Raw genomic sequence first — 6,766 nt, forward strand, 5'->3', positions numbered from 1 at the left:
GCGCGGCGTGCCCGGCTGCCCGCCTGGTTCGGCCGAATCGGCACCCGCGCGGCGCTGGTGGCGGCGCTGATGCTGGCGGTGGTGCTGCTGCTCAGCGGCACCGCCCTGGTCACCGGCCAGCGGCAGTCCGACTTCATCGAGCAGATCGGCGTGCGCGACCGCGAGGCGGATGCGGCGGTGGACGAGCTGACCCAGCATGTCGCGGATTTCTCGGCCGGCTTCGCCAGCGTCATCGCCGGCGTCCTGCAGCCGGTGCCGGCGGCGCCCCGCATGGTGCGCGGCGGCGACCAGATCCTGCGCAGCTTCGCCCATGTCGACGCGCTGCTGGGCCAGAGCCTGGACCCGATCCTGATGGGCGGCGGCCGCGACATGGCCGGCCGCATGCCAGAGCTGGTGGAGCAGGTGCGCGCCGCCTTCGCCGGACGGCAGCGCGACCGCTTCGGCCCGCTGCACGAGGAATGGCTCGACTACATGACCACCTACACCCGCGTCGCCAACGCGGCGCGGGAGTATGTGCAGCGGCGCGGCGACCAGTCGCTGGCCGAGGCGCGCGAGCTCGCCGCCCAGGCGCGGCGCATCGTGCTGGTGGCGACGCTGCTGGGCCTCGCCGGCTCGGGGCTGATCCTGCTGGTGCTGGTCTCGCTGATCGCGCGGCCGCTGTCGCGCATCGCCCGCGCCATGGAGGCGCTGGCGCGCGGCGACCTCGCGGCCGAGGTGCCGGAGACCGGGCGCTCCGACCAGCTGGGCGGCATGGCGCGCGCCGTGGTGGTGTTCAAGCAGAGCCTGGTCGCCACCCACACCCTGACCGAGCAGGCGGCGGAGAATGCGCGGCGCACCGCCATCGCCACCACCCAGGCCTCGGACGCCATCGGCCAGGTGAGCGACGGCGCCATGACCCAGCTGGCCGAGCTGCGCCAGGTGGCCGAGGCACTGTCGCAGACCGCCGAGGCGATCCGCGACGTGGTGCGCTCCACCGCGCTGTCGAGCGACCGGGCGCAGGATTCCAAGGCGCTGCTCGACGCCAACCTGACCAAGGTGCGCAGCCTGATCGAGCTGGTCGACGCGGTGAGCGACGACACCGAGCGGGTGACGCGCATCGCCGGCACCATCTCGAAGATCGCGACGCAGACCAACATCCTGGCGATCAACGCGGCGATCGAGGCGGCGCGCGCCGGCGAGCATGGCCGCGGCCTCGCCGTGGTGGCCGAGGAGGTGCGCGCGCTGGCCGCCAGCAGCGAGCAGCTGGCGCAGGAGATCGCCGATGTCGTGCTGGTGGCCGGCCGCCGCACGCGCGAGGGCAGCGGCACCGCCGCCGCCGTCGGCGAGGACATGGACACGCTGGAGCGGCTGGTGGCCGAGAGCGCGCGCCTCTCGGGCGCCATCGCCGTCGCCATGGAACAGCAGCAGGCGACCGTCACCGACATCCATGCCCGCGTGGGCACATTGACCCGCATCGGCCAGTCCAACGCGACGGCGGCGGAGGAGATCACCGTGACCATGATCGATCTGGCCAAGCTGGCCTCGGAGACGCAGAGCGCCGTCGAGAGCATGGCGGGGCGCGGCGCGTGAGCGACCTTCCCGCCGCCGAGGCCGCCGCCAACGCCGATGTCGCGCTGCTGGTCGTCGATGACAGCAGCTTCAACCGGCTGATGCTGAAGCGCCGCCTGGGCGAGCTCGGCTACAGCAACATCACCATGGCCGAGGATGGCGAGCAGGGGCTGGCCGCCATCGAGCGGCAGCGCTTCGACGTGGTGCTGCTCGACCTGGAGATGCCCAGGCTCGACGGCATCTCGGTGCTGGAGCAGCTGCACGCGGCGCGCGGCGCGGCGCCGCCGGTGATCGTCATCTCGGCGCTGACCGAGATGGCCAAGATCGTCCGCTGCATCGAGCTGGGCGCCGAGGACTACCTGCCGAAATCCTTCGACCTGCCGCTGCTGCGCGCGCGCCTCGGCGCGGTGCTGGAGAAGAAGCGGCTGCGGGACCTGGCCGACCAGCGCCTGGCGCTGCTGGAGGCGGAGCTGGAGAGCGCGCGCGCCGCGCAGCTCTCCCTGGTGCCGCGGGATTTCGCCGCCATCGCCCCCGGCGGGCTGGATCTCTGCGCCGCCATGGTGCCGGCGCGGCAGGTGGGGGGCGATCTCTACGACGCCTTCCGCATCGCGCCCGGATTGCTGCTGATCACGGTGGCGGACGTCGCCGGCAAGGGCGCGCCGGCCGGGCTGACCATGGCGCGCAGCCTCGGCCTGATCCGCGCCGCCGCCACGCTTCTTTCGGCTGGCGGCGAACGGCCGGACCCGGCCGCCATCATCGCCCATGCCAATGACGACCTGGCCCGCGACAATGAGAGCCAGACCTTCGTCACCATCGCGCTGGCCGTCATCGATGCCGGCACCGGCGAGGGGCGCATCTGCGTCGCCGGGCATGAGGCGCCCTACCGGCTTTCCGCCGGCGGCGTCGCGCCGCTGACCGGGCTGACCCGCCAGCCGCCGATGGGGGCGATGGAGGGCTACCCCTATGGCTCCGACCCGCTCGCTCTGGCGCCGGGCGAAGGCCTGCTGCTGTTCAGCGACGGCGTGACCGAAGCCGAGGATGCCCAGGAAGAGTTCTTCGGGCGCGAGCGGCTGGAGGCGGCGCTGGCGCCGCAGGCGGGCGCCGCCCCGGTCGCGGTGGTCGAGGCGGTGCTGCGCGCGGTGGAGGGCTTCGTCGCCGGCGCGCCGCAGGCCGACGACATCACCGTGCTGGTGCTGCGCCGGGGCTGAGGCGGTTCAGCCCAGCGCCCGCACCGCCGCCCGCGCCACCTCGGCCAGCAGCGCCGGGCGCTCGGCGGCGGCGATGCGGGCCTCGGTGAGATAGGCCGCCAGCAGCACCGGCGCGCGGCCGGGCGGCAGCAGCAGCCCGACATCATTGGCGATGCCGGCGGAGGGGTTGCTGCCGGTCTTCTCGGCGGCGCGCCAGCCCTGCGGCAGGCCGGCGCGGATCTGCGCATCGCCGGTGCGGTTGCCGAGCAGCCAGCCCATCAGCCGCTCGCGCGAGGCCGGCCGCAGCGCATCGCCCAGCGCCAGGGCGCGGATCAGGAAGGCCATCGAATCCGGCGTGGTGGTGTCGCGCGGGTCGCCGGGGCGGCCCTCGTTCAGCGCCGGCTCGGTGCGGTCGAGGCGGGTGGTGGCATCGCCCAGGCCGCGCAGGAAGGCGGTGAGCCCGGCCGGGCCGCCGACCGTGTCCAGCAACAGGTTGGCGGCCGGATTGTCGCTCAGCGTCACCGTCGCCTCGCACAGCGCCGCCACCGTCAGGCCGGGGCCGCCGGCGGCCGGGCCGGTCACCGGGGCATAGGGCACCAGATCGTCGCGGGTGAAGCGGATCACCCGGTCCAGCCGCTCCTTGCCCTCATCCACCCGGCGCAGCACGGCGCCGGCCAGCAGCAGCTTGAAGGTGGAGGCCATGGGGAAGCGCTCGGCGGCGCGGTGCCCGGCGCGGAACCCGCTGCCGGTGTCGAGCAGCGCGACGCCGAGGCGGCCGCCGCTGCGCGCCTCGATCTCCGCCATGCGGCGGGCGAACTCCGTGGCGTCGGGCGCGGCCAGGGCGGCGCGCCAGGGCATGGCGGTCCACAGCGTGGCGCCGAGGGCGAGGCCCTGCAGCAGATGGCGGCGTGGGGTCATGGCGGTGTCTCCCGTATCGTTCCGGGCGGCACCATGGCGGCGCGATGCCCCCTCGACAAACGGGGAGATTTGCGGCGAAACCCCAGGAAAATTTGGGCATGAACGCCATGCGCAGCCATCTTCCGCTGAACGCGCTCCGCGCCTTCGAGGCCTCGGCGCGCCATCTGAGCTTCACCAAGGCCGGGCTGGAGCTGCACGTCACCCAGGCCGCCATTAGCCATCAGGTGAAGAGCCTTGAGGAAAATTTGGGGGTCGCGCTGTTCCGCCGGCTGCCGCGCGGCCTGGCGCTGACCGATGAGGGGGCGGCGCTGCTGCCCGAGATCGCTGAGGGCTTCCGCCGCATCGGCCGCAGCCTGGACCGCTTCGAGGCCGGGCAGGTGCGCGAGGTGCTGACCGTCGGCGTGGTGGGCAGCCTGGCGGTGGGCTGGCTGCTGCCGCGGCTGGAGCGCTTCCGGCAGGCGCATCCCTTCATCGACCTGCGGCTGCTGACCAACAACAACCGCGTCGACCTGGCCGGCGAGGGGCTGGATTGCGCCATCCGCTTCGGCGACGGCGCCTGGCACGGGACGGAGGCGGTGCGGCTGTTCAGCGCCCCGCTCTCCCCCGCCTGCGCCCCTGGCGTGGCGGCGCGGCTGCGCCGGCCGGAGGATCTGGCGGGCGAGGTGCTGCTGCGCTCCTACCGCGCCGATGAATGGCCGCGCTGGTTCGCGTCGCTCGACCTGCCCTGCCCGCCGCCGCGCGGCATGATCGCCGATTCCTCCCTGGTACTGGCCGAGGCGGCGGCGCAGGGCGCGGGGGTCGCGCTGCTGCCGCTGCGGCTGTTCCCGCGCGAGCTGGCGGAGGGGCGGCTGCTGCGCCCCTTCGCCGCCGAATTGTCGCTCGGCGCCTATTGGCTGAGCTGGCTGCGCTCCCGCCCGCCGGGGCCGGCGCTGCGCGCCTTCCAGTTCTGGCTGCTGGAGGAGGCGCAGGGCTGAGGAATCGCAGCACGGGGGCCGGAAAGCCCGCGTCAGGCGCCGCGAAACCGGGCATGCTGGCGGCCGGCCGGAGCGAACCGGCCGGAGGAACGTCCCGAATGCGCCTTGCTCCCCGTGGCCTCGCCCTGCTGGCCGCGCTGCTCGCCACCGCCTGCGCGGCCCCGCCCGCGCCCCCCGCCGCCCCGCCGGCCGCGAAGGTGGTGGAGATCTATCGCGGCAGCGCCACCGCGCTCGGCCAGCCGATGCGCTTTCCGCAGCGCGACGGCACGCTGGTGATCGCCACCTACGAGATCCCGCCCGGCGCCCGGCTGCCGGTGCACCGCCATCCGCAGCAGCGCATCGCCTATGTCATGGCGGGCCGCCTGCTGGTGGCGACGCCCGAGGGCCGCTCCTGGGAATACAAGGCCGGCGATGTGGTGGTGGAGATGCTCGACCACTGGCATTGGGGCGAGACGCTGGGCGAAGAGACGGTGCGCCTGCTGGTGATCGACCAGACCGAGGGCGGCGGCAGCAACACCGAGCTGCGGCACTAAAGCGGCGCCCGGCCGGGGCGCCGCCCGCCGGCGCGGGGCGGGCCATGCCCACCCCACCCCAAACCGGAAAAACTAGCCGCGCGGCGGCAGGCCGGGCTCGCCCAGATCCCACCAGAAGCCGGCGAAGGCCAGGATGCCCTCGCGCGCCGGGGCCTTCAGCAGGTGCTCGTCCGGACCGTGCTGCTTGCAGCCATTGTAGCTGTGCGGCACCCAGACCAGCGGCACGCCCAGATGGTCGACGAAGACATCGCCCGGCAGGCCGCCGCTGCTGTTCGGGATGATCTGCACCTTGCGGCCCAGGCTGCGCTCCATGCTGGCCTGCGCCCAGCGCACCCAGGGGTGGTCCGGCGCGGTGCGGCTGGCGGGCATGCGGACGAAGGCGTTCTCGATCGCCACGACCTGCAGCCCGTGCGCGTCCAGGTGGCGGCGCAGCGCCGCCTCGAACTGGGCCGGGTCGCTGTCCACCGTGTAGCGGATCTGGCAATGCGCGCGCGCCCAGGGCGCCACCGCGTTCACCGGGTTGGACGGCACGCCGCTTTCCATGGCCAGCACGATGAAGCTGTTCCAGCCATAGATCTTCTCGGCCGCGGTCAGGCCGGGCTCGCCCCAGGCCTCGTCGATGGTGGCGGCGCCGTCGCCGCCGCCCACCGGGCAGCCCTGCAGCACCGCCTTCACCGCCGCCGGCACGGTGCCGCCGGCCGGCAGCCAGTCGCGCACCAGGATCTTGCCGTCGCGGTCCATGATGGTGGCGAGCGCATGCGCCAGCACCACCGCCGGGTCGGTGGTCAGCCCGCCCCAATGGCCGGAATGCACGCCGCCCTCGCGCAGCTTCACCACCAGGTCGCAATGCCAAGTGCCGCGCGTGCCGGTGGCGATGGTCGGCACCTCGGGCATGACGCGCGGCCCGTCGGAGGCGATCAGCGCATCGGCCGCCAGCTCCTCGGCATGGGCGGCGACGAAGGCGCGCAGGCCCTTGCTGCCGCGCTCCTCAGCCATTTCCAGCACCAGCTTCACATTGGCGCCGAGCTTGCCCTCGCGCTCGGCCAGCACGGCCTCCAGCGCGGCCAGGTTGATGCCGTGCTGGCCCTTGTTGTCGGCGGTGCCACGGCCATACCAGCGGTCGCCGCGATCGGTCAGCGTCCAGGGGGTGAGGCCCTCGCTCCACTGCGAATCCAGCCCGGCGACGGTATCGCCATGGCCGTAGAGCAGCGCGGTCGGCAGGGCCGGGTCCTCGATGCGGCTGGCCATCAGGATCGGGCCGAAGCCGGGCTCGGGGTTGTCGTGCAGGGAGACGCTGAAGCCCATGCGCTCCAGCCAGGGGCGGATCAGCCCGTCGAGGTAGCGCGGCAGCTCGGCGGCGTGGCGCTCCTCCTGCGAGGTGGAGGCGATGCCCACCATCCGGCCGAGCAGATCGGCATAGCCGCCCTGGTCGAAGAATTCCCCCGCGCGCCGCAGCGCGCCCTCGCGACTGGCCATGCCCGTCTCCCTCTCTGTCGCGGCGGCGCCGCGCCCCTGGGCTACAGGCATTGGCCCCGCCGGCGCAGCGCGTCAACGCCCCGGGCGGCGGGCCGGGCGGCGAGGGTTCAGCGGCTGGTGCGGGCCGGGG

The 6,766-nt window shown here is 74.1% G+C and carries 6 protein-coding genes; 4 read left to right on the forward strand and 2 right to left on the reverse strand.

Features of this window, described 5'->3' with window-relative positions:
• Window positions 1–1,569, forward strand: a 1,569-nt coding sequence (locus tag HMPREF0731_RS25025; RefSeq protein WP_007003118.1) for a methyl-accepting chemotaxis protein, incomplete at its 5' end; no start/stop codon positions are given.
• Window positions 1,566–2,756: a PP2C family protein-serine/threonine phosphatase gene (locus tag HMPREF0731_RS05815; protein ID WP_007003119.1), complete on the forward strand. Its 1,191-nt coding sequence runs from the start codon at window positions 1,566–1,568 to the stop codon at window positions 2,754–2,756. The genes HMPREF0731_RS25025 and HMPREF0731_RS05815, both read left to right, overlap by 4 nt.
• A gap of 6 nt (window positions 2,757–2,762) precedes the next feature.
• Here the strand turns inward: HMPREF0731_RS05815 and bla are convergent, their stop codons facing one another.
• Window positions 2,763–3,653 carry a class A beta-lactamase gene (gene bla, locus HMPREF0731_RS05820; RefSeq protein ID WP_007003120.1) on the reverse strand — a complete coding sequence of 297 codons (891 nt, stop codon included), beginning with the start codon at window positions 3,651–3,653 and terminating at the stop codon, window positions 2,763–2,765.
• Between the two features lie 98 nt (window positions 3,654–3,751).
• Between bla and HMPREF0731_RS05825 the strand changes: the two genes are divergently transcribed.
• Window positions 3,752–4,627, forward strand: a complete 876-nt coding sequence (locus HMPREF0731_RS05825) for a LysR family transcriptional regulator (protein WP_007003121.1) — start codon at window positions 3,752–3,754, stop codon at window positions 4,625–4,627.
• A 98-nt stretch (window positions 4,628–4,725) separates the two neighbouring features.
• Complete coding sequence (locus HMPREF0731_RS05830) at window positions 4,726–5,160, forward strand: cupin domain-containing protein (protein ID WP_007003122.1); 435 nt, start codon at window positions 4,726–4,728, stop codon at window positions 5,158–5,160.
• 72 nt (window positions 5,161–5,232) lie between these two features.
• On the opposite strand, the gene HMPREF0731_RS05835 is transcribed toward HMPREF0731_RS05830, so the two are convergent.
• The gene (locus HMPREF0731_RS05835; RefSeq protein WP_040611959.1) at window positions 5,233–6,636 is read right to left on the reverse strand and encodes a M20/M25/M40 family metallo-hydrolase; all 1,404 of its coding nucleotides are present in this window, start codon (window positions 6,634–6,636) and stop codon (window positions 5,233–5,235) included.
• Window positions 6,637–6,766: the final 130 nt, after the last annotated feature.

It is taken from the genome of Pseudoroseomonas cervicalis ATCC 49957, from assembly GCF_000164635.1.
Classification (GTDB): Bacteria; Pseudomonadota; Alphaproteobacteria; order Acetobacterales; family Acetobacteraceae; genus Pseudoroseomonas; species Pseudoroseomonas cervicalis.